Genomic DNA, 24,980 nt, shown 5'->3' on the forward strand with positions numbered 1-24,980 from the left:
TGCTCTTCGTGGATTCGGTGAGAGCAGAATCGCCCGAAAGGCGAGGTGGCGCGCCCGGGATTCGAATCCTGAACGTTCAACATTCGGATATTGAACGTTCAGAAGTGTCAAATCTCGGGTGTTAAGACCCGTGAGGGCCTTGAATCATGGGGCTTTGGTTTGTTTGCGGAAGACGGATGGTGTTTGCCCCACCGCCTGTTTGAACAACGTATTGAAGGTGCTTTTTGCTTGAAAACCGGCGGCTTCCATGACGGATTGGACCGACATGCCGGGTTCAGCCAATAGCAACCGTTTGGCTTCTTCGATACGCATTTCGTTTATTAATTCGTTGAAATTCTGAGCGCGGCAATCGTTGATCACCTGGCTGACCACGTGCGTTTGAAAGCCTGTTTTAGCCGCAAGATCCGCAATGCGCAGCTCGGGGTTGGTATACAGCCGCTCCTGCTGAAGTTGGTGTTCCAGCTCTTGCCAGATTTGCGCTTGCAGATCGGCGTCCAGCCGGTTACCGCCATATTTTTCTTTTTCGGCGGTATCGGTCGCAGCCGATTTCTGGGTACTTTCCTGTGTTGCGGCACTGGTGGGTTTTGCGCGTTCGGCAAAAAGGGCTTTGTAACCCAGTACGTAAATCATAAGGCTGACTAGTATGTAGGGCAGGCCATTAAAGTTGTACGGTGTGAATAGATTGAGGATTACGAACAACCAGATGACCAATTGGAAGATCGACATGATCCACACCCAATCGATCCATTGCGAGCGAATGCCGATTTTGCGGTCATGACGCAAGCGCAGAATCGCGGCGATGACAAACCCGAGCGAACTGAGCATCATGATCTGCCCGATCGCAATGGTGATGGGCATTTCTCCGAGGCTGATCGTTTCAACCAGTCTCGCCTTCTCAGGGCCAGACAGTGTGTAAATATTCACATTCAGCAGGTAGCTGAGAATAATCGCACTGAACAACAGCGGCAGTTTCCAGCCCCAGCGGGTGGCGGGACGCAGTAATTGATGAACATACAGGTAAAACAATGGACCGTAGGCAGACGGAAAAAAGGAGGTTATACCCAGCCAATGTGGAAAAGCTTTGTGCAGATCTCCCCAGAACAGTAGCTGGGAAAGGGTATCGAAGCTGAGCAGGCCGATCAGCCAGATCAGATACTTAAAAGCGGTATGCTGCTTGCGCAAAGGGAACAGAGCGGCCGTTAGCATCAGGCCTTGCAGACCACCAATTAAAAATGTCAGCGCGGTGAGGTTAGAAATCATGAATCCGGTACATCGCTTATCCTTGCTTGAGCCGTTTAGTTTAGCGGGAAAAGGCAGGCTGGGAAAAGGCCCTCCGGATGATCTGTGCCGTTCATGCGTGTTTAAATGGCCGAGTACATGCCCTTATGGATTTTGAGGTCTGCGAAATCGAAGGCGTCGTCGAACAGCCCTTGTTTGTTCAGTAAGCTGCGCACCAGGTGGCGGTGAAAACGCGGGCTGCTTTCGTCTTCGATAAAATCGACTGGGTTCATCCATTGGGCGACTTCGATTTCATCGGTGTCCTGAACGTTAATGTCTGTACTCAAAGGGGACAGACGACAAACAATGTACAGGTTCGATTTTGCAAACGCATGTGGGTGTTTGGAGACCACGCTGACGATACTGTCGAAGCGGGCATCGATGCCGGTTTCCTCTCGCACTTCACGCTCGGCGGCGTGGTTCAAGTCTTCCCCGAGATCGACGTAGCCACCGGGCAATTTAAAACCCTTGCCGTCCATCCATTTATCGCGAATCAACAGAACCTGTGCATCGTCGTTCAGCACCAATCCACCAACACCGACCGTGTGTGTCGGCGCGAAAGGAGCGTAGGCTCCGGGTTGTGCGCGGTAGATCAGTGTTAGCGATTGCTCATCACACAAATGAAACACAAAACCCTGTGTTGTAAATAAAGGGACCCATGCCGCTTGCTCACGCGTCAGGGTAATCCAGATCAGGGCTTTGTTCTGCTCATGGATTAACTGTATGAGGCTTTCGATATCCGCACGGGTCGGAGCCTGTTCGATGACAGATACCTGGGCACCGTTGAAGGGATTGTATTCAATTGCAAATGCGGTCACGTCGATCCTCAGCGTTGTCCGTGTTCGCCGCTATTCTGGCAATTTTGCAATTGCATCGTCAAAGCGTTTTACAAAAGAGCAGGCGTTTAGGGTCACAACAGAGCATGCACGATGGTGTTATTCACCATCGACTCCAGCACAGCCTGTTCGATATCTTTTTCCTGCCCCCAGACGTAAAGAGCCTCGCGCCAAGGCTGATCGTACTGGGTTTTGAAAATGTCCCGGGCTTCAGGGGCACGGAATCCCTCACCCATAAGTAAACCATAGAGGCGAAGTGTATCGTGCGTGAGCCAGTGTTTGCCGAGTTCACGTGTCAGCGTTTTTGGTGAACTACTGCGAAACGCTGGTGCTGGTTGAGCGCGAACCCAACATTCAATGACGTGTAGCATTAACGTGGCTTTGTCCGGGAAGTGGTTGTATACCGTGGGTTTAGAAACCCCGGAGGATTTCACCACCATGTCGACAGAGGTCCCCTTAATTCCGTGTTCCAGGAATAGGGCTAATGCGGCATTGGCGATTTGGTCTTTTTTAGAAAGCTGAGCCATGAAACTGCTTCTGGCAAATGGAATTGAACTAAACCTTACTAAACCGTTTAGTTAATGTCACGTGGCAATTGTCGTCATTGTTGCGGGGGAAAGGGTGGTTTTTCTGGGGTCGGTTAACAAGGGCGCCAGTTTTTGCCATCGGAGCTGCATTGTTCCGTTTGTGTGCCATCCGTTTTTGTGGTGGTTTTTGTCCATTGCTGCTGGTTGTCACGGCGCAGAACGACGGTGTCGTTGCCTTCGCGATACTCTTTGGTTTTTACCCACCATTGCGCTTGCGAGGGCGTGTTGGTCTCGAAGGTATAGGGTAATTCGTTAACGGTTACCACCAACGTCGACAACGACAGGTCGACGTCCTGCTGATGTATACGTTGCCAGTCGGGCAGGAAGGCAAAGGCATCGCTACCCGAAAAATAAAACTGACTGGCGAAGTCGGCATTGTCTTGTTGATAATTAACAAAGATGTAACGCCCATCGAAAGGGCGATTCAGTGAACAACCTTCAAAGCTGTTCGCGTCTCCTCCGGCGAGGTTAACTAACTCGTATTCGACACCTGCCTGGCGCGCTGAAATTATTTCTTTAATGTCGCAGGTGTAGCGGTTGAAATTGCCTTGCCGCGATTCGATCTCCACGCTTTCACGAACCGACAAACCATTTCGCATCGTTTGCGAGACCTGACCAAAAATAATGGTATGGAGAGCGTTGTTGAGGTCGTCGCTGACGCGTTGCAGATGAAATGTTTGTTGGCCATTGTTGTTCAGGTTCAGTTCGCGGTACCAAGCTTCTGGAAAACGATCGTCGGCATCGCGGGAATCGAACTGGTGGTAAGCGACACGTGCCCAGATGGCATTGGTATGTTGCAGCTGCAAGGCGCGTGTTTCTTCAACACTTTTAATCAGGCTGTTGAGCAACTGTTTACCTCGGGCTAATTCCCCACCACTCTTCGCATCTTGCAACCAGCTGAGCATTTGCGCTTCACTGATGTTGTAGTGTCGAATCGCGTCGGTGATGGCGTCTTCGATCAGTGCGTGGTTGCGCGTGTTCTGTTGCTTGAGTGTTTTTGCCTGCTCACAGCTGGATACTGTCGTGGAGGATTCGCCTGGTACAGCCATGGCTTGAGCAATCAGTTCTGAGAGTTGTGTTTTTGGAACCGTAGAATCGACGTGCCGTTGTTGCGCTGCGGGCGGTATGGTCAGGCGTAGTGCGCGGTCAATGGGGTTATTGTTTGCATCGAGTGCGCCACTTGGTGCGTCAATGACGATGGGGGCAAAGCCGATGCAGCGATCATCACTGCCCGCCAGGTCGTCGATGTAATTTCCGGTTAAGCCGGTAATGGCACTGGGTTCGTTCAACTCCAATGTGCCATTGTAATTAATATCGAGAAAAACCGTTGCACCACGCAGGTAGTCGGGCGCACTTTCATCCGCAAAGAGGCACGCACTGCCTAACAGCAGTGTCGTGCTTAACGTTGCGAAATAGGTTGCGTTCAATGACATCACCTGTGTTATCAGACTAAGACGTCCGTTTTTAGGGTCTATGATTACGCAACCGTGCAGCTGCGTATAGCGTGGCATTACACGGTTTTTTCCACGATGACGCAACTGTCTTTATGGTTACTCGACACAGGTTTGCCAGTAGACGCCATCGGTTCCACACTGGGTTGTGTATTCACCGTTTGCATAGGTAATTTTCCGCCTCCATTCACCTTTCTGGTTTCTGGAGATCCTGTGCTCGTCGTCACCGTCTTTAAATGTTTTCGTTTTTACCCACCAATCCGCGCTCCCCGTTTCGGTGTCATCGAAGCGATAAGACAGGCCATAGAGCGTAGGAATCAATAAATCGAAATCAATATAGTCCGATAGACTGTTCAGGTTGACCCAATCAATCAAGAATGGAAAATCCGTATCAGTCGGGTAGTGGTACTGAGTATTATATTCGATGTCGTCTATTTCATAGTCGATAAACGCATATCGTCCGGTCAGAATGGCGGCAAAGTCACTGACCACACAATCGTTATATTCCGTCGCGGTACGTGAAGACAAATTAACCAATTCATAGCCAATGCCTTCGCTGTGCAACCGAACGCCTTCTTTTATGTCGCAACTGTATGGGCTGTCATCACCTTTTCGGGATTCAAATTCAAAACTTTCGGTTACGGTCGCATTGTCGTAAGGCTGCGTTGTCTTGTTACCATAAATAATGGTGCGGATTTCGGTTTCCAGGTCTTCATCGATTTTGATCAATTCGAAACGATTGATGGTATCGGTGATCAGGTAGGTTTCACGATACCAGGCATCCGGGTAAGTGTCAGCGTCGACGTCGCGATCATCCGATTGAAAAAAACTGACCCGAGCCAGGGCGGCGTCCGGATACTGCGCCTGCAACTGTGCTGTGTGCGCAACACTGGCCTGTAAACCCTTGACAATCTTCTGGGCAATGTCAGACGCGGCGATATCCCCCGAAGCCACAAAGTCGGCGAATATTCGTTCTTGGGACATATTGTAGTGTGCAACGGCTACGGCTATGGCGTCGTCTACGAGCTTGGTCAGATCCGTCTGTAAGCCAACATCGGCTTTCACGCTGTCACAATTCAGATTGGACAGCGTATTGGCAGCCACCTTTTTTTGTGCGCTTTGCCAGATGACCGACGTCAGCGGTGTAATGTGAACATTGGATTGGCTGGCGTTTTCGTCAAAGCTGGGTGGTAATGTCATGCTGTAGGCTTGAGTCACGGTGCCGAGGTCGGCATCCACGGCACCCACCGGAACCTGCACAACAAGCGGCGCGTAGGCCAGACAGCTGCGTTGATCCGGCGTCAGTGCGAGTTCATATTGCCCTGCGTTACCTGATAGAGCGGAGGGTTCATCACTGTCGGCGATGCCGTTGTAATTCAGGTCCAGAAAAACAGTCGCGCCAGACACGTAGCCGTCGATGACGCGTCCTGCAATCGTTGTTGTTGAATTTGTCGGCGGGTCTGTCGGTCCACATGCCGACAGTAAAATACTGAGTGAGAACAGAGTACCAAGAGTTTTGTTTAACATAGCATTTTCCTTTTTGAGTTGGCGATGTTTGGATCCTTTCGCCGTTTTTTAAGCAAACGAAGCCTCGGGTGCTCAAAATACGGAGCACCAAATGATCGTTGATAAATGGGGTTGTTGGGTTTAGGCGGAGAGCATTCGCTGTCGCCGGTACTTATGAAATAAGGCGCTGAACAAAAACCAAAGCAGGGTGATGCCAAGAGTTAATGACATAAACAATGTGCTTGAAATTTCTGTGTCACTTAACGCAGTGGTGGTATACCGCACCGGTATGTTCATTTGCCGATTCGGATTGCGCTGCAACCAAGCCCAGCGTTGGCCATTGTTGTCCGGATAGAATACATCCAGCATCGTCAGCTCAGAGTCTGTCTGATGGAAAACCACAAATGTGGGGGGTTGTACCGTTGGGAATTCAGTGATGTCGGGTTGTCCGTCGATCAATCTGAACAGAAACGTTTTCTGTGCATTACCGAAAGCAAGGTAACCCTTTTCTGCAACGTCATTCACGAAATACCAACTTAACTCGACCGCTGGCTGTCGCCAGAGTACCGAGGTTGTACTGTTGGCGTAGCGCAGAAGGGTTGAGTTGAGTATGGCGAGCTCCTGGCCTTGGAACGATACAAAGACGGGCGTGGTGCTGGTCGGATTTTGCCACACCAATTCTGCTTGCTGCATAAAACGTTGATAACTGTTGCTGTCCTTTGTGTAGCCTTCGGTATTCAGCCATGGGTTTTTTAACGAACGACTTAACCAGTCGGTTTTGATGTCTTGCCCAGTACGGTAGGTTAAGCCCAGAGACCGTACCAGGGGTTGCACGCTTCCCAGGTTGCGAACAGTCAAATTAATGCTGGATGGCTGTTCGGGTTTCTGTGCACCGGTCGTAAAAGATGGAATGCTCTGCAGCGCCATTTGAGTATTTTCCTGCCAGCGTCGTTCGCTCTCATTGTCGGTGACGAACTCGACACCAGCGGACTGCTGTATTGCCTGCGCAGGCTCAGCGACAAGCACCGGGAACCGTAAGGAATAATCGCTCACCAGCAGACAACTGAATACAAACAGGGCAGTTATGGTGGTTCGGCCGGTCAGCAACAGGATTTGTTGGGAAGCAAAACGGAGCTTGGGTTGGGTAACAAAGGTGCCAGCCAACAGAGTAAAAATGAAAATCGGAAACAACAGCGCCAAATGCCATGGCAATACTGTCCAGGTTAGTATCAAGCCGGAGGCAACGAACACCAAGATGCTTCGGACCTGACGATATTCCGCGCAATAGTGTGCCACCAAAATAGCCGACAACGATGTAAACCAGACCCAGACAAATGCGACAATATCTAGTGGCAAGGTGGCCGATGTTTGAATGGCCAACCAAATGGCGATCGGCACCAGCTGCGTCAGCGCGGCAACACTCAAAAACTGTAGACCGATTGCACGCAGGCGCGCACCGGGCGTTGCCCACAGCTGGCGCCACAAAAATGCATGACCATTCTGCCAGCTTAAATAGGACATAAACAAAAAGTTTTCGAGCCACCAAACAATCCCGAACAGAGACGTTACATTGGTGTCCGCATTGAGTGTCAGGGAGTGTGCTGTTAACAGCATTAAGCCGATATTCAATACCGTCTGTGCAACCATCGCTGGCCAGTAGTGTCGATAGAATGTTGCGCTCATGAGCCCGCTGAGAGTCATACACTTGCTTCCTTGGCTGGTTGTAACATGGCTTCAATGGCATGTCGGAATGTCGGTTCAATATCGTGCAGGCTTTCGGTTTCGCCATGCCACGTGACCCGACCTTCGGCAAGAATCAGAACCTGATCGGTGAGCCGTTCCAGCTCATACATTTGGTGCGTGCTAAACAAAACGCAGGGCTGATCGTCCATAAACATCTGACTGAGAATTTCCAGGCAGTGATTGATGGCAACAACATCAATACCCAACGTGGGCTCATCCAACAGCCAGATTTGTGGATGCTGAGACAGCATAATGGCTAGATGTAAACCCGCTCGCTCACCTGTGGAAAGGTTGCGGTATTGCTGCTGTGAGTCGATGTTAAATACATTCACAATTTCGGTGAAGCGGGCATCGTCCCAGGTCGACTGTGTTTGGCTCGAACGACTGCGGAACAGGCTGGCCAGTTGACCGACACGAAGGTAACCGGGATACGCCGTTTGTGGGTGTATATGACCAACCCGAGTTGAGGCGCACGCAATGTGACCGGTCAGTGGTTGTTCAGCACCGGCAATGAATTTCATCAGACTGCTTTTACCCGCCCCATTGCGACCAATAAGCCCATAGATGTGACCGAAGTTCAGCGTGAGTCTGGGGATATGCAGATGCCAGTCACCCTGATACCGGTGTTTTAGGTTGGTAATTGAAATGGCCGGCTTATCCACGCGTATTATCCTCTGGTAATAACTCATCCAATGCTTGCAACAGTCGCTGGCGACTGACCCCAAGTGGGCGCGTTGCGACAATAAAGGTTTCTGCCGCGTTCTTTATTTGCCGGTCTATTTCGGCGTCACTGAAACGAACTTCGGTCTGGGCCACAAAATAGCCTTTGCCGGGATGACTGACCAAACTGCCGGATTGCACCAACAGACCGAACGCCTTGCTGATGGTATTGGGATTTATTTTCAGTTCTTTGGCTAACTGCCGAACACTGGTGAGGGCTTCGCCGGGCGCCAATTCGCCATGCGCAATCGCCAGTTCGACCTGGCGGCGGAGCTGGGCGCTGAGCGGTTCCTGATTGTCGGTGTGGAGCTTGAATGAAATGGGCATTCGACACGCTTATCAAATCAACTGCACTAAGGATAGTAGTGCAGTTAGTGCAGTGTCAACGGATATTTTAAAATCGGATTGTTGAGGAGGCGGATTTTGCGAGAGACCCGCATGGTTACAGGGCGCAGTTATTGGTTTTATTGAGCGACATGCCTGGCGAAGTTGTCCAGAATCGCCTGCCAACCCGCCTTTTGCATGTCGGCGGAGTTCTGATCTTCGGCATCAAAAACTTCAGTGACCTTAACGCCAGCCTCGGTTGCTTCAAACAAAACCTGAACCTGTCGGTCGTCACCGAGGGAATATTCTATTCGGCTATTAGGCTCGACAACGGTGTAGGTGCCGGAAAAATCAAAGCCCATGGAGCCGTCTTTGGCTTCCATACGGGAACTGAATTGACCGCCCACGCGCAGGTCAACGTCACAGGCGGTGGTGTGCCAATCATCGGATGCGGCGTTCCATTGCATAATGTCGGCAGGAGTATTCCATGCTTGCCACACCGTATCGAGGTCGGCATTGACGGTGGTTTGAATGGTGATTTTCATGATGTCAGGTCTCCAGAGCCTGGGGTAAAAATCTGATAATAGCTGGTTTCGATGAAAAGCGTTTTAAAAGTTTTTTGAAATGAGTCCGCGTGCATTTTGAATAAAAAGATACAGAAAACCGCTCGGTCAACTTGGGCTAAGCACCAACGGTAATGTGAGTGTGCTCGCACAGAACCCATAAACAATGTCGCAATTGCGAACGTATCCCGACAACTCGCTTTGCCCTATAGTAGCGTTTTTTGATCAATCGACTTTGGGTGTGACTTCTGCTGGTGCGCGGGTCAACTTTGTTTAGGGAACAGAAATCATGGGCATCGTTGTCGCGTTAACCGCTGCATTATTTTGGGCCATATCTGCCCGCTTTTATGGTCACAGTGCGGCGCAGTGGTCGGTTTTCCTGTTGAACTTTGCTAAGAACCTGAGTGCAGTCGTTTTACTGGCCTTGGCGTTGTGGCTGTTGCCCATGCGATTGACGGCAGATTGGCAAACGGTGCTGATCTTAGTGCTCAGTGGTGTGATCGGCATTGGTATTGGCGACACGGCTCTGTTTGCGGCATTACGACGCATGGGCGAGCAGAACACGCTGTTGATCGCCGAAACGTTAGCGCCATTGCTGGTGGTAATGCTGGGGTTCGTCTTGCTGGCGGAAGAGCTGCATTGGCTGCATGGCGTGGGGATATTTTTGGTGTTGTTAGCCACCGATCTGGCCATTGGCTGGCGACGCTCAAAAAGCATCAACAAAGCGGCGGTCGGTTTTGCGGTGGTTGCTGCGGCTTGCCAAGCCACGGGTGCATTGGTGTCGCGTTATTATTTGAGCACCACCGAGTTGGGCGTGCTGGAATCAGCTGTATGGCGTTTGCTGGGTGGGCTGTTGTTTGTGTCTGCGGTGTTGCTGGTTATGATGATGCGGCGCCAGACCATTCGGTATCAGCCACTCACCTTGCGCCAGAGCAGTAAACTGTTTGTCGCGATCTTACTTGGCACTGTACTGGGTGTGTTTATGTTGCAATGGAGCCTGGACCTATTGCGCGCCGGTGTCGCCCAAACATTATTGGCCTCGAGTCCTCTGTTTGCCGTGATTGTAGCGTGGTTTAACCGAGATGCCGTGACCGCCAAGCAATGGCTGGCTGTTGTGATTGGGGTTGTTGGCGTCGCGGCAATTTCATTGGCCTGAACTCGGATGCCTTTACCGTTATTGATTCAAGAAAGCCACGGCTCGGTTTTTGAAAAAGTCGTCTTCAACCAGTTTGGTTATTTTGCCCGACTGAATACCAAAGTTTACGTAGCCGACCGAGTCCAGTGGCATGCCGATCCACCAGGCGATCACATAGCTCGCCGCAAATGCGTGAGTCGAGATGACCGACACTGCCGGCAGCGAAAGTGTATCAAGATATGTATAAATTCTTCCGGCAAATTCTCGCTTGGTTTCAGCGCCTTCCACAATACGATGATCCATGCGGTTTGTTCCGTCTTCTGGCCTTATTCGTTTATCCAGCCACGCTTGAACTTGGCCGTCCGCTTTTCCGAAACTCATTTCGCGTAACGCCGCCGTTGTGTCTAACGTGGCCCCGGTCGCTTTTACGATCTGCTCGGCGGTCGATTTTGCGCGCGCAAGATCGGATGAAAATACTGCGTCGATGTTGGCTTCTGCTTTCAACCGATTTGCAATTGTAATCGCATCGTTCACACCTTTTTCGGTCAGTGCTGAGTCGTACCAGCCACCGACCCGACCCTCCAAATGATGCGCTGCTTCGGTGTGCGATATGACGTACAGAGTTTTCATAGACGTTCATCCTGTTCAAGCGCGTGTTGAGTTATCCCCAATCGCTTACCAAATGGGGCAATCGATATAATAAAGCGTTAGTTGTCGCAGTCCCAGTAGTCATAGGTGTTTGATATCCCGTACTATCCTGCGTTGCCATGATTTTGTTCTGAATGTTTGTGGGAGCCGTTATCGGGATGTCGATCAAAACTGTGATCCTCGTCAAATTCTTCGCTCGGAGTTGACAAAATGCTTGCGAAAAACTGACAGTCTAAATATTGTTCAGGGCTCAAAGGAATGTAGCTTGGCCGTGGTTGCCAAATCAGTGCTCGATGTATTCTTACCTCAAGTCAACCTGTGCATTCCATTTATCAGACTTCAAAGGGAATGTAATGCACGGTCTCCTTCCAGGTTTTCTCCAAACTATAAATAATGCGATTAAAGAACCTACGCGAGTTTTCGTTGTTATTGGGTTATCGGTCTTGTCGGCCTTGTTCTCTGCTCAAGCATCGGCGACTGAATATGGCGAATATGAAGAATTTGGTCTTGGGGCTTTCCGGGAGCGATTGTTCAGCCAAATGGAAAGCTATGACCCTTACTCCGGTAAAGTCAACTTTGTGCATCATGACGCCAGCATTAGAAGCTCCAGTTCGCTTTCTGTGAATTTTAACCGCCGCTTTCTCAATAAGCTTGATACCTATGGTGCGCACGCTGGCGATTGGGCATTGAGTTTTGGTATGGTGCAAAATGTATCGGGGTTTCCGTCGGGGGAATTTTGTGATCAAGTCCTAAGCAGGCCATTTATTACCCCCTCTGGCATGATCAAAGAGTTTGTCGCCTCACTGGAAATCATGAGACCCAATACCCCTGCCATCTATCAGCTGGTCAGTAAAGACGGTTGGCGAGCCTACTGTTGGTATGCAGGGAGTGTACCCAAGTCTTACCAATACAAAGAGGGAAATAACCCTCGTGGCCGCGATGAAGTAGTATTCCAAAGCCCAGACGGCACTAAGTATATCGTTGGGCAAAAATTTACCCGTATCAAATACCCTGGGAGTGGCGGCTATTCATCGGGTGGTAATATGGAATGGTTGGTAACCCGCGTCGAATCAGCTGCTGGAGACTGGTATAACATCAGTTATGTGACAGAAAAGATTTTGCTGCGCAGCCGCAGTGGTCCAGATGACAAAGTGTTAACCTACAAGCTTTCCTCTATAGGGATGTCTGACGGTTCAGTCATCAATTTCGACTATGAGACGGTTACCTTAAAGCGAACCAGCGATTCTAATTACCAGCAAATGTTGCTTGATAAAGTTCGTTATAACTCGCAGATAATAATTGACTACGACTATGTAAAACGAATTCAGTCGTCCGTGACTCCAATAGAATCCATGGTTTTGAGTAAAGCAAATTTAGGTGAAGGCATAACCTGGGACTACGGCAATGGTATGAGTGCTTCACCTTTGGGTGACTATGTTTTCACATCACCGAATGGGTTGACAGGAACTTACAAAATGAGCTTCAGGGACTTCTATAAAGTATCCACTACCTATTTGAAGTCTGCTCAATATACAGGGGTTGGCATCAATCAAACCACCCACTATGACTACGAAACCAATACTCAAAAAGATCCGATATCGACAACAGTAAAAAACGGAAAAACCTGCACCAAATACGTCCATTGGGGCGATCACAATACCCCGACAGGCGCAGATTTATACAAGCGTGGTACGACGAAAGAAGTTTTAACCTACAACGACAATAGCTGCAGCGTGCTGGCTCAAAAAGTGATTTATACCCATGTACCCATAAAAGTCTCTAATGCTGACGAAGTTCGTAAGCGACCGAGTGCCACCTATCACGAAACGCGCGTTCCGGTCGTCAGCAACGTTAAAACTGAAATCTACAACAATGGTGGTACGGATATTTTCGAAACCACCTACTCAAATTGGGACGGCTATTTAAACCCGAGAACAACGGTTGAAAGGTTTTCCTCATCTGGCTACGCAACACAAACCCGCACCAAAACCCTGACATATGAGAACAATGTAACCGCGTGGGTTTTAGGCCTGCCTGATACCACCACGCTATCAGGGATTGCTGGAAGCACAAATAACGACTATCACAGCAATGGGCTACTGAAGAAATCGAATAGCTACGGTATTACCAATAACTATACCTATCATACAAAGGGTGATCTCTACCAACATACCGACCCGCGCAATAAGGTAACCACGTTTAGCGATTATAAGAAAGGCGTCGCACGGGCGGTTTCTGGACCAGAGGGTTACTCTGTCTCCCGCATTGTCGATGACTACGGCAACACCACATCTGAAACCAAATGGGGTGTTACGACAGGGTATGGCTATGACCGCCTGAATCGCTTAACGAGTGTTACCACGCCTTCCGGTTCAGACTTTAATATTGATATTGATTACAGCAAAAACAGTACGGGTTTAAAGCAAACTGTAACCCGTGGCTTTCATATCAGCGAAAGCCAATACAATGGGTTGGGTCAGCTGAAGTGGCAAAAGCAAACGGTTGCCGGTGTTAACAGCGGCACCTCAGCGTCAACGACGACCTACTTCAACTACGATGCTGCCGGGAATCGAACCTTTGTCAGTTACCCCAATGCCAGTACGACGGGTACAACAACCGCCTATGATGGGCTTGGTCGTATTACCACAGTCACGCAAAGCGACAATTCAAAATCAACCTTCAATTATAAAGCGGGCAATAAAGTCAGCGTGACAGATGCTCAGGGCAATACCGTCACCAATACCTATTTGTCTTGGGGCAACCCGGGAGAAAAATACCTGGCTAAAACCGAACAGCCCGCCTCAAGTGCCAATACCAGTGCTATATTAAGCCCGGCCATTACCACCACTATTGCGCGCAACAACTTAGGGCTGATCGATTACGTGATACAAGCTGGTTTCACGCAAGACTACGCCTACACCCCAAGCTGGCAATTGGATTACATCACCACGCCTGAAACCGGAAAAACCGATTATTCCTTCGACGCCAACGGCAACATGACTGAAAAAACTGTTGATGGTCAAAAAACTATTTATACCTACGACGGCTTAAACCGGCTCGACTTCGTGAACTACCCAGCCCCAGCTTACGATGTAGACTACAAATACAACAGCAAAGGGCAATTGGAGTGGGTCAGCAAAGGCAATCTGAAATGGAGTTATGCCTATACCGACAACGGCGTCATGAACAACGAAACATTGACGCACAGTGCCGATGCGAAAACCTGGGCATTTGTTTATGCTATAGACAGCTACGACAATGTCGCCTCTATCACTTACCCTAATGGCAACGTGATTTCCTATAACCCCGACTCTGCCGGGCGCGCCACCAAAGCAGGAACGTTGGCGACCAATATCAACTATCACACCACTGGTGCGTTGGCTGGCTTAACCTTTGGTAACGGCCATGTGTACAGCATTGGCTTAGACAGTCTGAAGCGTCCGAAAGATCTGGACGTGACCAACAGCGTGATGGACCTGACATACGCCTACTATAAAGACAACAACATTCAGTCGATTACCGATCACCTGAACTCCGCCAACACCATTAGCATGCAGTACGACCAGCACCAACGGCTGCGCAAAGTGACGGGGGCCTTGTGGGGTAGTGGTGAGGTTAGCTACGACGCCACAGGCAACATTCTGACTAAAACTGTGGGTGGCTTGGATTTAAGCTACAGCTACAACCCAACCACCAACAGATTGGATACCGTCTCTGGCGGCAAGGCCTACGCCTTTGGCTACGACGGTGCCGGTAATGTGACCAGCAACGGCAGCTTTACCTTCACCTACGACACCGACGGCGCCATGTTCGACGCGTACAACAACGCCACCGGTGATACCTATGAGTACAGCTACGACGCCTATAATCGCCGAGTTAAAGAAACCAAAAACAGCGCACTGCAGAAATACAGCGTCTACAGCAGTGCCGGTCAATTGCTACTTGAAGAAGACAAAGACGGTTACCAAACCAACTTTGTGTACGCCGCCGGGCAACGCATTGCCGCCTTGGCCGATTGCCCCGCGACGGACACCGATGGTGACAGCATGCTCGACTGCGAAGAAAAGCAACTGGGCTTCGACCCCGTTGACCCAACCGACGGTGACGGCGACTACGACGGCGATGGTCTCAGTAACGCATACGAATTTAACAACGGGCTGGACATGCGCAACCCGGATACTGATGGCGACGGCATGGTCGACGGTTGGGAAGTGCGCAACGGCTTGAACCCGAAAGTGAACGACGCCTATAGCGACAAAGACGGCGACGGCCTCACCAATATTCAGGAATACAGTTTAGGCACCGCTGCCAATAACGCAGATACCGATGGAGATGGCATTCGCGATAACGTCGACGACAAACCATTGTTTAATTTAGCCGCGTTCATCCCCGTGATGATGTTAATTTTAAACTAAGCCGACGACGATAAAGGAAACGACAATGAACAGATTGACCAAAGCATTTTCAAAAGCAGTCGCCGTCGGCTTAATTGCACTGCTGACCTTCAGCAGCACCGCTTACGCCGCGCAAACGGTGACTTACTTCCATAACGATTTGCTCGGCTCACCTGTAGCCGCTACCAACCAAAACGGCGACGTTATCTGGCGGGAAAATTACCAGGCCTTTGGTGAAAAAGTTAAAAACGACGACACCGACCAGGGCAACAACATTGGCTACACCGGTCACGTGAATGACGCCGACACCGGCTTGACCTACATGCAAGCGCGCTATTACGACCCTATTTTGGGTCGGTTCTATGCGAATGATCCGGTGGGGTTTCAGGAAAATAATCCGGCGATGTTTAACCGGTATGCGTATGCGAATAACAATCCGTATGTAAATGTGGATCCGGATGGGAAAAAAGCGATTGTCATTGGGGATCAACAGGTGGCGAACAACTTTTTAAAGCTAATTAATCGGTTTGATCCAAGTGCAAATTTAACGGAGATTCAATCGAATAGATATCTGTTATCAAATAATGGCAAAGGGGAAACTCCTGGGAACATGCTTATTTCAAAAATAGTTGCTGACGATAATATTGCATACTTAATGAATGTTCCAGGTAAAATGGGTGTTGCTGGCTCCATCCCAATGACTGAGTCTGATCCTCAAGTGCAAATAGATTTTTCTACAATTGATAGCGTGGAATTAAGGCTCATAAAGAATGGAAAATCATATTATGCGAACTCAGACCCTGCCGCAGTAATTGCACATGAGTTAATACATGCGCTCAATGGCATGGAGGGGATTGTTGATCGAACAATTGTCTCTTATCTATTCATGGCAGTTAATGGAAAGAAAGCTCTGGCTCAAACTAAAATAGAAGAGTTGCGTGCTGTAGGTATCGGTCATCAAAGAGCGGATGGGATTTCAGAAAACGCAATAAGAGATCAAATGGGTTTAGATTTAAGAGAGGGGTATCAGGTAAGTGAAACCAAAAAATATTAGCAAATCAATATTTCTATATTTAGTTATTTTCCTGTCTTCGTGCACTGTGATGACTGGCAGAGAGGCTCTAAATATCGATTACCCAAAATCTGGTAAAAAAAATTTTAATGCTAGTGACATGAATATCGACCTAACTATAACAGGGCGCTCGATATTGCTTGCCAATAATTCAGAGTACTCGGTTTTTATTCCAACGAGTTTCGCTTCTCAAAATACAAAATATTTGTTTCCGCTAGTATGGACAGAAAAATGTCTTTTTAGTAATAAAACAAGTATGAGGTATTATGAAAATTCAGAGCTTTCCATCAAAGATGATGAGTATGTTGGCTTTTTTTCAGGTTTTAGTTTTGAGCGTTTGCCTGGTAGGTCCACATCGGTAATTGAACTTGGTGTTTCTGAATACTCAGATTATTGTGATCTGATTAGTTACGAGCTTGAGGTTTATAGTCAGAGTGCAATCAACTCTGTGTTTGGAGAGGAGTTCGGTGAAATGGCCGACATTATTTTTATAAACTTTAATAGCTATGTTGAGCTGCTTAAATACAATCGGCTTTTGTACTCTGAAACGAGGAATCAAAGGGGTTCGAGTCATTGATTCACATTTGGAAGGCCGATCTCCAAGTCGCTGCTGAAGAAGGAACAACTTTGTTTGGCATCTATCTATTGTCCTATGAGAGGTTGAAAGAGATTTGTCATTGTGGCGATGATTCCGAGTGATTAAAAATGCAATTTTAGCTTTCGTATTTTCAATACTGGTCATATTTTTTACTTTCTCATTGATTAAGTCTTTGTTGAACGTCTCTGCACCGGTTTTGGCTTTTAAGAGCCATCAAATTAATCTTCAATGTTTCAGTCGCGGACAGAACACACACCTGGTTTTTTACCACGAGAACGGAGAGACTTACGCGCCCTTGTTTTATAAAAATTGTAGCGAATACATGCCGCGGATTAATACCAAAACCTTGGAAATTGGAATTAACTCAAAAGACAATTCTTTGGTTTATTTTAAAGTCGATTGCGAGTTTGAGTTTGGAGATCGATCAAGAAAGGATTCTATGCTTGGTAGAGCTACACCCTTACTAGTAATTATTTTAATTTGTCTAATATGCCTTAGAAAGTCGATAAGAGATTTTACAATTGAAAGGGGTCGAATTCAAAGGGGGCAGAGTCTTTGAGTTCGACCTTTTTAGCTCCTCAATAGCTTGGCTTTAACTTAGAATATCAAAAAGGATTTTTATGAAAAATTTGTTTCGTTTTGTCTTGCTTTCCGTTATTGCAGCCTATTCCCATTCGGCTGAGTTGGCGGGAACCATCAAAGGCTTGTATGTGAATCAGAGCAACCTTGTACTGCTGACACTAAACGTGCAGGTCCCGGGTGGTCATTCGTGCCAGAAGAATAATATGTGGCAGTTTGCCTTCCCACTGGATTCCGAAGCGCATCAGGCCATGTACAGTACGCTTTTGGCGACAAAGATGAGTGGTCAGGCAATACGGGTTGGCTACAACGATACGTGCAGTAGCGTATGGAATGCCATCAACCCGAGCTATGTTTATTTTTATGACTAGTCATTTATTAAAGTCGCATCGCATAGAGTGACTTTAGGCAGTCTGTAAGATGGGTGATCTGGATTGAAAAGTGTTGGTATTGTATGACCTAAAAACTTGAGTTGCCTATACGGCGGCTCCACCAAAGTGACTCACCTGGTAATTCTTCGTTAGAGAGCAATTAAAGTTCCGTAGAACTTTGAGATCAGATCACGAAAAAGGAAAGACCGTGAGTCGGCGCATTTTTTTAAGTGAACGGAGACTCTATTTTTGAAAGGAAAAAGGAATATTGAGATGTTTAAGAAAATTATAGCATTATTACTTTCTTTTGGTGCTGCTTCTTTCGTTGTGGCTAACCCAACCTGTACTGGATTTGTTTCGAATGTTTCACTTTCAACTGGGGGAGGCGTTTACGCAACCATCCGGAATGGAGATGTGAGTCTCAAGGACGTCACCATATGTGGCTTAAATTCAACGTCTGGAGCCTTTTCCGCCGAAGCGTGCATAGGCCTTTACTCCATGTTGTTGTCGGCTGTCGCCATGTCTGAAGATGTAACATTGTGGTTTTATCAAGACAAATTTAGCAGTTGCTCACTCAATTGGGCAAACCTTGCTGACTTTGGGTTTTACCATTTTCGTTTGAACAAATAGCACGGTCTGGTTAAGTGATCATTGCATGCGAATGTGCGGAAAAATGATCTTGCGTACTAGAAATAGGGTAGAGTGATTTTCAGATGATATCCACTGCACTGATTCTCTGGTCTATCATAATTTTCTTAGCTATTGGCTTGGCGTTGAAGACCCGTGCTGTAAATATAGGTATCGGCACACCGGAAACACGAATTGTGCGGGAAAGCGATAATCCAGTTCTATTTTGGGTGTTAATCACAATCTATACCGCAATCGCGTTGTTAACCTTAGGGCTATCGCTTTTTTCTCTCATGTAAATTACAGAGCAGTAAAGGAAGGTTCATGAAAAGCGATTGTGGGGAGAATTCTGCCGATGTAAGTTACATCTGTGTCGGCAACATAAATTGTTAGGCTTTTAAACCTGTACAACAAAGGTAGATCTGAACGATTTTTTAAATTTAATAACGATTTTTAAAAGGGATATTCATCATGAAATACGTATTTACTGTGCTGGCGATACTTCTGTCAGCGACTTCAATGGCCGACTGGCACCAAGGAAAACTGACGATCTTCGCTATCGGGTACGATGGCAAAACCGTGTCCGTCGGTCAAGCTGGCTTTTCGAGATCGGACTGTACTTGCTACCCAACGTGGCCTAATCGATTTTGTCTTGACCCCAACCGCGATACATTTGATCAAGAATATGCGCTGCTGCTCTCTGCCAAAGCGCGTGACGTTTCCGTTGCGATTCACATCGATGAAACTACGTGTCGGATAGTCGCAATGTACGAGCCGTAGTGGAATCCTAATTTTTAGTGGTCTATTCGTTAGCGCAAAACTAGTTACCCATGAAAGAAGTTAATATTAACGTTTGTAAAATGAAGGAATTAAGATGAAAAGGCTCTCAGTCTTATTAATGCTATCTCTATCTGTCTTTGCTCACGCAGACAACGTGTATTGCGGAGGATCCGTTCAACGAATCCAAATTGAGAATGATCGTTATATGGTTTGGCTGGGAGATAGTCTTAATTCAGCAACAATTCATGAACTGGGTACTATCGATACACTGAAAGCGGAAAAATACTTTACCGTTGCACTAACAGCCTACGCCACGGGTGATAACTTCACAATTCGATACACCAATCCTGCATCAAACTCCTGCGCGCAGTTGCGAGCAAGTGCTGCGCAAATTAGCTATACCACTATGCATAAATAGATTCGATTCTTTTATTCACTACCAGAAAAGGAAAATTTAAAAATGTTGCGATATTTCACTGTAATTCTGCTATTAGCCATAGCGCCAATCGGTTTCTGCAAAGGAGGTATCAGTGCTGACACCATTGATTCAATCGCGTTTCACACGGGTGGCTTTTTTATGTACGCCGACGGCTGGGGGAATCCGAACGGCTGTACCCGATCCACCGCGATAGTCCTCCAAGACAGTGATGTTAATTACGACAAAGCCTACGCCATGTTGTTGGCTGCCTATATGTCGGGTAAAAAGGTATCAGGATACTCGGACTATTGTGTCGAGTTTGATGGTCAGACCTACAATATGATACGTGGTTTTAAGTATTTAACGGTTCGCTAGATCTAAACTGAGCGTTTATTGGGGCAATTAACGCTGGAATTAAAGTATATCTTGGAGTTTCCGGTGATTTTTTACCTCGGTGTCTACTTCTCTGTTTCCCATTGACAGCAAACGGAGTATGGCAGGAGACGAACAGTGCAAATCATGTACTTAACCTGTCCTGAGTCTTCCGTTCTAATCGGATTCTATCTGTTTCTTGATTCAGCGTTCGTTGGGCGGTAGTCACTAGGGTTCTATATCCGGTATTATCCTGCGCTGTCATAGGTATCGGGTGCGCGAATGCTGTTAAAAGCTTCTCTAACAACTTTGTTTTGTTTGGTTTTTTGTCAATCCTGTGCAGCGTTGTCTGCTCAATGCAGTTCGGGTTGGAACGTGACCGGTTACTACACACCGGTTGAGGCTGATTACCAGGGTCAGAAACGACAGATCAATGTACAAGGCATGGGTGCACTTGCTTTCAACGCTAACTTTCTCCGCGATGTGCAGATGGAAGGCTGGGGAAAAACACAGCACGGGTGGTATCTGGGTTATTACGGTCGGCAGTGGCACAAGTCAGCCGAACCCTTGGACGCAAGCGGTCGGTCGCTCGTGGTGGGTATCGCCGCGACAGACCCAAGCCACCTGGCTTCCGGTCTGCAATTCTATGTACAGTCTCAAACTGACTTTCTCAATGGCAAAACCTTTGTCGCCCGAGATGTCGGTCAAAAAGTTAAAAATAAGCATATTGATATCTATACGGGTGAAGGCACTCCAGCCAAACACGAAACCTGGAATGTCACCGGCAAGAATACGATCTGCTATCTATAAATTTTAAACATTCATTTTTACTCTACATAACAGGGAATCATCATGATTGATAACTGGCTAACCCGCTTGCGGCACTGCGCGATAAGCTTGATGTTGGTGACGGGATTGTTAGGGAATGTCGCAATCGCAACGGATCAACCCTTTCAGGAAATTGTTGAATTAAATCGGAAAATTCTGTTTCTCTTATCCGTCGAATCCAGCAACGAAGTTGCGCAGCAGAGAGATACATTCATTGCACGCAACTACTACTATTACAAACAGCAGTTGCTGCAGCAACTGGAAACGACTCTGCTCTCGGCACCCATCACTGAGCGGTCTAGGCAGGTAAATGAGCTGTTTCGCTATTTGAATGGCTCGCAAGTACGCGCCGCAGACGGATTGAGTTTTATAGATCTGGTGGATAATCTGCTGATGGAGCACGGGCAGGCTCCTTACTTGAGTCAAACCGAGTTACGCCAATTGCGTCAGCTGGAACAACAGATGCTGGTGATTCAGCAGACCTACCAGAAAGACATCAGTGAGCTAACCAGCACATTGGGCAGCCGAGGACTTGAGTTGGAACCTTGGCAGGACTACCTGGATTTCCTGCAAGCCCGATACGATCGAAACGATATTTACGAGCAGTTCAACAAACAAGCGCCCGCACTTGAAGAACCGGCTGTTCGGGGCGCAGAAGATAATACGAAATCGGACCTTGTCTGGGGTTATGGAATTCCGGACAAGACCGTGGTTTTGACGTTTGACGATGGTCCGCACAATCGCAATACCGCCGCGATTTTGGATACTTTGAAAGAATACAATGTTAAAGCTTATTTTTTTGCAGTGGGCCAGAACATAGGTACGGTAAACGGCGATACCATTAAGCTCAGCAAAAGTTCGGCGCAGCTACAGCGCGCGTTGAGCGAAGGTCATATTCTGGCCAACCACAGTTTTACACATCCGGTACTCACCAAGCTCAGCAGTGAAAAGCAAAAGCAGGAGCTGTTGGATACCAACCGTTTGTTAACGGCCGTATCCGGTGGTGATATCAGTAATTTTCGCCCACCCTACGGCGCAAAGAATGAACAACTCGTCAAACTTTCACATGATTCGGGTATGCGCTCGGTTATGTGGAATATTGATTCGAAGGACTGGGCTGACCCGATGCCAGAATCCATTGTGTCTCGCGTGATGGATGAGTTGGAGAAGAAAAAGAAAGGCATATTGCTGTTTCATGATATCCATAAACAGACTGTGCAGGCGTTGCCAGACTTGCTGAAAGCGCTAGCCGATAAAGGCTATAAGGTCGTAACAATAGACGGCCAGCCCTTCACTGCGGTGAAAGAAACCAAACCTAAGGACAATGCCGATGTACCTGCGACAAAGAGCCAATTGTATGGCAATAGCTGGGCATTGATCGTAGGCGTTAACCGTTACCGTTACTGGCCTCAATTAAGTTATGCCGTTAACGATGCGCAAGGTGTCGAGAAGATTATCAAAGCTAAGTACGGTTTTGAGGATGATCATGTATTCACGTTGTTAGACGAAGAGGCAACACGTGAAAATATTACCGAACACCTGGCTAATATTTTGTCTGACCCAGACAGAGTAAAAGAGAATGATCGTGTGTTTATCTTCTACGCCGGTCACGGTATGACGCGCGTTTTGCCTTCTGGACGAAACCTGGGCTACATCATTCCTTTTGACGCAGAGCTTGATAAGTTTCACAGCAAAGCGATTTCCATGACTCATCTGCAGGACTTTTCGGACATGATTCCCGCTAAGCATGTCTATTTTGTCATGGACTCCTGTTACAGCGGTATTGCGTTGACCCGGAGTGGTGGCAAAGTGGCGCGATCGAAGTATCTTGAAGAAATTTCGTCACGGCAAGCGCGTCAAATCTTGACGGCCGGTGGCGCAGATCAAGAAGTGGCTGATGGCGGAGCAAACGGCCATTCTATCTTCACCGGTACCTTGTTGGCGGGATTAGCCGGTGAAGCAGACCTGGACCAAAATAACATTATTACGGCGTCTGAACTCGGTGCGTTTGTGGCACCGTTGGTTTCAGAAAGCTCCAATCAAACTCCGGCCTTTGGCAACTTGGTCGGCAGCGAAGGCGGAGAGTTTCTGTTTGAGCTGGCTCCGGTTAATCTTTCAGACGCCGCACTGAGCGAAACTGAACGTTTAAAAGCGGAAGTCCTGAAATTAGAGAAGGAAAATGCTGTACTGAAACAAACCATAGCTCAATTGACCAACAAGCAATTGGCACATAATGTTGAGCGCGGTATTGCAGATGAAATCACCACATTGTCCGTTTCCAAGCGAAAGCTGAAGGCGAATGAGTATCACGCTGAAGGACTAAAGCTGTATCAGGCGCAAGATTATAAAAAGGCACTGGAGGCGCTCCATAAAGCGATGCTTTATAACCCAAGCAATCCTGGTATCACGAACGATTATGGCTTTGTCCTGTTTAGAGATAAGCAATACGCAGAGGCACTGTTTTGGTTGGAAAAAACCATAGAATTGGACGCTAAGCGGATTCCAGTCTATTTGAATATCGCCGATACACTTGTTGAACTGGGTCGCACGAAAGAAGCGGTTCCATACTACCAGTATTATTTGGAACTCTACCCAGACACACCGTTACTTGAACGCATCGAAACCTTTTTGGCGTCTTAAGATAGTTGCCGCCGTTTTCGCGCGTCAGTCCTGACGCGCGTTTTCTTAATATTGAACTGAAATCGTATAATCGATATTCACTTGGTGCATCTACGGATTTAACAGGCCTGTGCACCGTGTTGAGTTATCCCTAATCGGTTACCGAAAGGATCAATCAGCATGGCAACGGTTGCGTCCAAGCTGGTTTTAGCAGGGCCACGATACAGCGTGCAGCCGTTGGCTAAGAGGCTGTTTAAAGTGAGTTCAAAATCGTCCACCGCCCAATAGGCCACACTGCTGCTATGCCCGCTGGGGTTCTTGGCATCGGCAGGATGAAAACCAAGCACCAAGCCCGGTGTTTGAATAAAAGCGAACTGTGGGTTTTCATACTGAACATCTGTATTGAAAAGCGTCGCATACCACTGGGCGGCGCGATGAATATCATTGACAAAATATAAAACGGACTCGATTTTGAGGAGCATCAAACTTCCTTTTGGTTTGAGTTATTGCCTTGTTGACCAAAGCCGGTAGCCATACCCAAACATCAGCGCAGCGAGAAGCAACCAAACGCCAATCACAAAAGCCGCCATCAAACGGCTGCTGGGTTGTTTTTCTGTTTCTGTTGCTTTATCTCGGGCGCGCTGCAGTACGTGTATGGGGGTAAAACGCAGCACCAGTGCAATACCCAATGGCAGCAAAATGAGATCGTCCAAGTACCCCAACACCGGAATGAAATCAGGAATTAAATCGATCGGGCTGAGCGCGTAGGCCGCAATGAACAGAGCTAAGAGTTTGAGCAACAGCGGCATCTGCGGGTCACGGGCGGCAAAATAGACGACCAGGGTCTGCTGTTTTAGCTGACGGGCATGGTGCTTAAGCCACTGAATAAAGGGCATGGGTGGGATTGCACTCATCATCTAGAGAAACGTCGGCTATTGTGACCGGAAACCTTTAGGATGAACACCGTAAAGCGTTCTTTGCCGCGTATTGGGCGGAGCACCCCGAATGGTCCTCACTTAAATGTATTTAGCGTGTAAGTTTTCATTTCGGGAGCATCTGCGACCTGGCTGAACAGTTTATTTCTTGACGTTAAAAACTCATCAGATCCGAAGATTGGTTTGTAGTTCAACACGAAAGTGCCTTTCAGAGTTTTTCTCTCCAAGGGGCGATCCCCTTGAACCCCCTTTTGTCGCCCGCTTTGGTGCTCTTCCTAAATTGCCACTTTCTTCGAACGGTCGCTTGAGCGTGCATCCCTGCCCGCGCGGCGCTTGCAAGGGCATCCATGCCCTTGAATCCGTTGCGACGTGTCAATTATGTCAGCCAAAGCAGATGCGACGGAACGGCTATTTACGCCAGTCATTGGTACATTGAATTTGAAGGTTAGTTTTTCCATTGAGAACCTAATTCATGCCAAGGTGTCCATTTTCCCTAGCCGTATCGCCGAATAAATTGAATGAAAAAAATGCTTGCAAGGCCGCCTTAGCTGGAGCAAACTTTACTAAACCGTTTAGTTAATGTTGCTGACCCGTTC

Annotated in this window: 24 protein-coding genes; 12 read left to right on the forward strand and 12 right to left on the reverse strand. The window is 47.9% G+C overall.

Features of this window, described 5'->3' with window-relative positions; translation table 11 throughout:
- Positions 1–144: 144 nt before the first annotated feature.
- The 9 genes from IYN85_RS22215 to IYN85_RS22255 form a co-directional block, all read right to left on the reverse strand.
- Entirely contained in the window at positions 145–1,260 is a 1,116-nt protein-coding gene (locus tag IYN85_RS22215) for a helix-turn-helix domain-containing protein (RefSeq protein WP_196161155.1), read from the reverse strand.
- Between the two features lie 101 nt (positions 1,261–1,361).
- The gene (locus IYN85_RS22220) at positions 1,362–2,096 is read right to left on the reverse strand and encodes an NUDIX domain-containing protein (RefSeq protein ID WP_196161156.1); all 735 of its coding nucleotides are present in this window, start codon (positions 2,094–2,096) and stop codon (positions 1,362–1,364) included.
- Positions 2,097–2,188: 92 nt separating this feature from the next.
- The gene (locus IYN85_RS22225; RefSeq protein WP_196161157.1) at positions 2,189–2,641 is read right to left on the reverse strand and encodes a TetR/AcrR family transcriptional regulator; all 453 of its coding nucleotides are present in this window, start codon (positions 2,639–2,641) and stop codon (positions 2,189–2,191) included.
- Between the two features lie 113 nt (positions 2,642–2,754).
- Positions 2,755–4,212 (reverse strand): hypothetical protein, encoded by a 1,458-nt coding sequence (locus tag IYN85_RS22230; RefSeq protein ID WP_196161158.1) that lies wholly within the window; start codon positions 4,210–4,212, stop codon positions 2,755–2,757.
- A 39-nt stretch (positions 4,213–4,251) separates the two neighbouring features.
- Positions 4,252–5,679 (reverse strand): hypothetical protein, encoded by a 1,428-nt coding sequence (locus tag IYN85_RS22235; RefSeq protein ID WP_196161159.1) that lies wholly within the window; start codon positions 5,677–5,679, stop codon positions 4,252–4,254.
- 120 nt (positions 5,680–5,799) lie between these two features.
- Positions 5,800–7,359 (reverse strand): hypothetical protein, encoded by a 1,560-nt coding sequence (locus IYN85_RS22240; RefSeq protein ID WP_196161160.1) that lies wholly within the window; start codon positions 7,357–7,359, stop codon positions 5,800–5,802.
- A complete protein-coding gene (locus IYN85_RS22245) occupies positions 7,356–8,063 on the reverse strand; it encodes an ABC transporter ATP-binding protein (protein ID WP_196161161.1) in 708 nt (235 codons plus the stop codon). Before IYN85_RS22245 ends, IYN85_RS22240 begins: the two co-directional genes overlap by 4 nt.
- Entirely contained in the window at positions 8,056–8,448 is a 393-nt protein-coding gene (locus IYN85_RS22250; protein WP_196161162.1) for a GntR family transcriptional regulator, read from the reverse strand. The genes IYN85_RS22245 and IYN85_RS22250 overlap by 8 nt, the downstream gene beginning before the upstream one ends.
- A 137-nt stretch (positions 8,449–8,585) precedes the next feature.
- Entirely contained in the window at positions 8,586–8,990 is a 405-nt protein-coding gene (locus tag IYN85_RS22255; protein ID WP_196161163.1) for an SRPBCC family protein, read from the reverse strand.
- 307 nt (positions 8,991–9,297) lie between these two features.
- Here IYN85_RS22255 and IYN85_RS22260 point away from each other — a divergent pair, with 307 nt between their 5' ends.
- Entirely contained in the window at positions 9,298–10,164 is an 867-nt protein-coding gene (locus IYN85_RS22260) for a DMT family transporter (RefSeq protein WP_196161164.1), read from the forward strand.
- 18 nt (positions 10,165–10,182) lie between these two features.
- Here IYN85_RS22260 and IYN85_RS22265 read toward each other — a convergent pair whose 3' ends face one another.
- The gene (locus IYN85_RS22265; protein ID WP_196161165.1) at positions 10,183–10,773 is read right to left on the reverse strand and encodes a histidine phosphatase family protein; all 591 of its coding nucleotides are present in this window, start codon (positions 10,771–10,773) and stop codon (positions 10,183–10,185) included.
- Positions 10,774–11,144: 371 nt separating this feature from the next.
- Here IYN85_RS22265 and IYN85_RS22270 point away from each other — a divergent pair, with 371 nt between their 5' ends.
- From IYN85_RS22270 to IYN85_RS22315, 10 genes are all read left to right on the forward strand, one after another.
- Entirely contained in the window at positions 11,145–15,206 is a 4,062-nt protein-coding gene (locus tag IYN85_RS22270) for an RHS repeat domain-containing protein (RefSeq protein ID WP_196161166.1), read from the forward strand.
- A gap of 25 nt (positions 15,207–15,231) precedes the next feature.
- The gene (locus IYN85_RS22275; RefSeq protein WP_196161167.1) at positions 15,232–16,239 is read left to right on the forward strand and encodes an RHS repeat-associated core domain-containing protein; all 1,008 of its coding nucleotides are present in this window, start codon (positions 15,232–15,234) and stop codon (positions 16,237–16,239) included.
- Complete coding sequence (locus IYN85_RS22280) at positions 16,220–16,834, forward strand: hypothetical protein (RefSeq protein WP_196161168.1); 615 nt, start codon at positions 16,220–16,222, stop codon at positions 16,832–16,834. The genes IYN85_RS22275 and IYN85_RS22280 overlap by 20 nt, the downstream gene beginning before the upstream one ends.
- Positions 16,835–17,475: 641 nt before the next feature.
- Positions 17,476–17,805, forward strand: a complete 330-nt coding sequence (locus tag IYN85_RS22285; protein ID WP_196161169.1) for a hypothetical protein — start codon at positions 17,476–17,478, stop codon at positions 17,803–17,805.
- Between the two features lie 273 nt (positions 17,806–18,078).
- The gene (locus IYN85_RS22290) at positions 18,079–18,435 is read left to right on the forward strand and encodes a hypothetical protein (protein ID WP_196161170.1); all 357 of its coding nucleotides are present in this window, start codon (positions 18,079–18,081) and stop codon (positions 18,433–18,435) included.
- A 468-nt stretch (positions 18,436–18,903) separates the two neighbouring features.
- Entirely contained in the window at positions 18,904–19,212 is a 309-nt protein-coding gene (locus IYN85_RS22295) for a hypothetical protein (RefSeq protein WP_196161171.1), read from the forward strand.
- Between the two features lie 94 nt (positions 19,213–19,306).
- On the forward strand, positions 19,307–19,630 hold the full coding sequence (locus IYN85_RS22300; protein WP_196161172.1) for a hypothetical protein: 324 nt from the start codon (positions 19,307–19,309) through the stop codon (positions 19,628–19,630).
- 42 nt (positions 19,631–19,672) lie between these two features.
- The gene (locus IYN85_RS22305; protein ID WP_196161173.1) at positions 19,673–20,005 is read left to right on the forward strand and encodes a hypothetical protein; all 333 of its coding nucleotides are present in this window, start codon (positions 19,673–19,675) and stop codon (positions 20,003–20,005) included.
- Between the two features lie 279 nt (positions 20,006–20,284).
- Positions 20,285–20,812 (forward strand): 3D domain-containing protein, encoded by a 528-nt coding sequence (locus IYN85_RS22310; RefSeq protein WP_196161174.1) that lies wholly within the window; start codon positions 20,285–20,287, stop codon positions 20,810–20,812.
- Between the two features lie 42 nt (positions 20,813–20,854).
- The gene (locus tag IYN85_RS22315; RefSeq protein ID WP_196161175.1) at positions 20,855–23,470 is read left to right on the forward strand and encodes a polysaccharide deacetylase family protein; all 2,616 of its coding nucleotides are present in this window, start codon (positions 20,855–20,857) and stop codon (positions 23,468–23,470) included.
- Positions 23,471–23,568: 98 nt separating this feature from the next.
- On the opposite strand, the gene IYN85_RS22320 is transcribed toward IYN85_RS22315, so the two are convergent.
- A complete protein-coding gene (locus IYN85_RS22320; protein WP_196161176.1) occupies positions 23,569–23,931 on the reverse strand; it encodes a VOC family protein in 363 nt (120 codons plus the stop codon).
- A 21-nt stretch (positions 23,932–23,952) separates the two neighbouring features.
- Entirely contained in the window at positions 23,953–24,366 is a 414-nt protein-coding gene (locus tag IYN85_RS22325; RefSeq protein WP_230390909.1) for a YkvA family protein, read from the reverse strand.
- A 396-nt stretch (positions 24,367–24,762) separates the two neighbouring features.
- On the opposite strand from IYN85_RS22325, the gene IYN85_RS26230 reads away from it, so the two are divergent.
- The gene (locus IYN85_RS26230; protein ID WP_255533826.1) at positions 24,763–24,897 is read left to right on the forward strand and encodes a hypothetical protein; all 135 of its coding nucleotides are present in this window, start codon (positions 24,763–24,765) and stop codon (positions 24,895–24,897) included.
- Positions 24,898–24,980 lie beyond the last annotated feature (83 nt).

Source organism: Reinekea sp. G2M2-21 (assembly GCF_015687175.1).
In the GTDB taxonomy this organism is placed as follows: Bacteria; Pseudomonadota; Gammaproteobacteria; order Pseudomonadales; family Natronospirillaceae; genus Reinekea.